Raw genomic sequence first — 3,208 nt, 5'->3', positions numbered from 1 at the left:
ATTTGTTTGTTTTGTAAATTTAATTCGACTCTTTACTTATCTTAACATACTTTGGTTTTTTTACACCTACCTACTTATAATCCCTCCACTGTTGTATAAGCTCAGTAATGGTCTTTTCTATAGAGTATGCAAAAATACTGTATTTAAAGCTAGTTAACTATTTGAGCGAAAAGGCCGATCGGGAAAATTGGTTTGGGGTTGTGACTTTAACTTAGAAGTGATATCGTAGAATCGGTAGATAGTAGATTTCCGACTGTCAAACAACTTGAGAATTGAATCAATGACAATTTCTGTAACTATCGGGTTAAAGTCGGAAATAAAGTCGTCGGCGTTTAGATTTTCTCGAAAAAATTCCTTAGCTCGATCGCACTGATAGCGCATTTCGTCAAAGCCAACAATTTTTACCACAAACGTTGTCAGGGGCGAACTCTCCAAATCGGTATTAGAAGTGCTTTTAGCCCGCCCATTTTCTAATAAATTCAATACTTCCGTTTCTAAACCAATTTTAGGTTGGTAAGGTTTCTCTATTTCGGGAAAAAAGCTTTCTAGGCGCACGCAGTTAGGAGCTTGATCTGGAAATCCTCCCGTCATCATCGCCAGAGAAACTTCAATCCCCAAATCCGAAGAAAGAGCTTCTAGCAGGGCTAGGGCAGCCAGTTTGCACCCCAAATAAAGCTTCGCAATTTCGAGATTGTACTTAGCCGTAGTTTCCCAGCGCTGATAGGTGCGATCGTCTGGATATCCCTCAAACTGCCGGAAAATCATCTCTGGCTTGAGATAATTCAGAAAACCTTCCATCTTGAACAAAGCAACTCGGTAGTCGCGAACCGTATAAAAACCCCAGCAGATGAGATTGTGATTGGTTTCCGGCAGTAAATTCCAGGTATTTGCCAAAAAATGGGCTGAACTATGGTGAGCAAAACTCATCACATCCCGGTTAGAGATTCGCACAGCTTTTTTGACCGTTTCCCGCATTTCCTCGTCCGTTAAACTGAGGTTAAATAGGCCATTGATTGCTTGCAAGCGGTTATAAAGGCGCTGGCTTACCGTTACTCCCGCATCGGCGGCGCGAAACGGAATTGTTGCTTCAATGCAGCCTGCAATTTGAAGCAATTGCTCGCGTTTGAGAAATGGTTCTAGAGCTTTTGCTGCTACCACAGCGCTGAGAAATTCGTTTTGTCCAACCAAAGGATTGAGGACTTCGCCCGGTTCAAACTTGAATACCAGCATTACCATCTCGAAGGTAGCATCCGCAGGCAGTTCAGATTTATCCCGAATTTGTAGTTGTTGGTTAACCTCTTTTGCAACAGGAGTGATGTAGTAGCTGACGTTAAAGTTAATGCTGCGATCGACTTGCACGTAGACGGTATCGTGAAATAAAGCGGCCAAAACCTCGATCGCGTCTTCCTTTCCCCCCACATCAAAAATATGTTCGGGGGTGTGAAAAAACCGCCAGGGCCCCATCATCGGCTGAACAATCAGTTCGGCAATCCGAGCGAGTTCACTTGGTTCGACTTTTGCTTCCAGGCGATCGATCGCCCAAATCAGCCTTTCTAAGCACTGTAAGTAGGCTTGTTTGCTATCCATCACAGTCTTTCCCAATAACATTGCTGTCAGTCGATTTTAGATTTTAGATTTTAGATTTTAGATTTTCTCGACAGATGAATCTGGAAGCTTGAACCTTAGTCTAAAATTTTTAGATCTCCACGACAGGAGTCCACGGCTTGTATCCGTTTTTGGGCGGGTCACGTCAGCCACCCGGCTGTTAGTTTGATTTTATCCTAGATGCGCCCCGGCTGTTTTTATTTGGGATTTATGAGATTTTGCTGGAATAATTTAGCTGCAATTTAGGAGGGAAATACTAACTCAAACTAAACTTAATTTCCGGTAGCTGACCTCCCCTGTTTTCCTAGTCTAATCAGCACAAAGTATGACAAGTAAATTACATAGATAGCTAAACCAATCAGACCCAACAATCCCAAAAATTGAGGGGTTGTAGTAGGGTGAAACATTTGTTTATAGAGCCAAGGTGGGTCTAACCAAATGCGGCAAAAAGGTTCGTCAATTACCTCAATTTGCGATTTAAAAGCACAGCTTAAGAAGGGAAGTTGAGCTAGAGCGCCCAAACCGCTGTAAACAGTAATCGCCCACCGCCAAGCTGTAAAAGCCAGTTTCAGGGGCGACTGCGGTCGATCGGCAATTTCTTCGTTTAAATCCTCCCAAAACCACAGACTAGCAGGAATTAATGCCCTCCCAATCACCGACGACACAAAGCTCACAGGCAGCGCAGCCATCATCAGGTAAAGTGTAATTGCCAGCAAACTCGCCACCCGCCAATAAATAATCGACAAACGGACGATCGCCTCAGCTTTTGCCACAACAGCCCAAATCAGCACTACCAGCGGGATCGAAATTGTTAATAACACAGACAACCGGTAATCCATCCAGACTAGCGGTTGAAACCAAGGCCCGGTGGCTGCCAATAAAAGACTCAACATCTTTGGGAAAATATACTCACTTATTTGTCACAAATTTTACTACAAAAATGCTAAAAAATCAGCAACCAGAACACGGTCTTAATGTTTTAGTTACTGCTACATTTTCTAAGGTACTTGGCGCGCTTTGAAGGCTACTTGAGACACGATAGACGGCAATACGCTTGAGTTAAAACTGTTTATTCCTCAGATATCTCCTTCCCATCCTCGCCTCCCTTGGGGGACGCAAGAGCAAATTCTTGTCCCCCTTGGGGGGCGAGGGGGAAGCTGGCGGATTTGAACCGTATTGGGATAGAGGGCAAATCTCGCCATTACCTAAAGGCTCAACCCATCAAATAAAATTCTCCCGCGCCAAAAGTTAGATTTCGGCGCGGGAGGGAAGGCATAGAGCTAAAGGGCTCGTTTATTCCTCGTAGATGCGGCACTCAGCAGCGTCAGGATTGTCGTCGCAAAATTTTTCAAAAGAATTCTTAGGTTTGACTTGCTTTTGGTGGGAAGCTTCTGCTTGCAGTTCTTCAACTGCGTCCCACGCAGCCGCGCATTCGCCGGAAGCCGCGCCCTTGAGGTCACAGACGCTACGAGCGCTTTCTAGTTCTTCTTCAATTTTTTCTTGGATGTTGCCTGCGGGTGTTGTTGTCATAAAAAATATTCGGTAAGTGGGAAACTCAGAGTCTTTAGACCTGAGAGGAAAACGACTCGGCGGTTTCAACCGC

3 protein-coding genes are annotated in these 3,208 nt (G+C 44.5%); all 3 read right to left on the bottom strand.

Going from position 1 to position 3,208, the window contains the following annotated elements; all coding sequences use genetic code 11:
• Positions 1-153: 153 nt before the first annotated feature.
• Complete coding sequence (locus QUB24_RS33025; RefSeq protein WP_445300451.1) at positions 154-1,587, bottom strand: hypothetical protein; 1,434 nt, start codon at positions 1,585-1,587, stop codon at positions 154-156.
• A gap of 290 nt (positions 1,588-1,877) precedes the next feature.
• On the bottom strand, positions 1,878-2,498 hold the full coding sequence (locus QUB24_RS33020) for a DUF3177 family protein (RefSeq protein ID WP_333157782.1): 621 nt from the start codon (positions 2,496-2,498) through the stop codon (positions 1,878-1,880).
• A gap of 400 nt (positions 2,499-2,898) precedes the next feature.
• The gene (locus QUB24_RS33015) at positions 2,899-3,135 is read right to left on the bottom strand and encodes a Calvin cycle protein CP12 (RefSeq protein ID WP_333157785.1); all 237 of its coding nucleotides are present in this window, start codon (positions 3,133-3,135) and stop codon (positions 2,899-2,901) included.
• Between the last annotated feature and the right edge of the window lie 73 nt (positions 3,136-3,208).

Source organism: Microcoleus sp. B9-D4 (genome assembly GCF_036705105.1).
Taxonomy (GTDB): domain Bacteria; phylum Cyanobacteriota; class Cyanobacteriia; order Cyanobacteriales; family Microcoleaceae; genus Microcoleus.
Note: the sequence above shows the minus strand (reverse complement) of the source record. Positions and strands in the feature narration are given on the sequence as shown.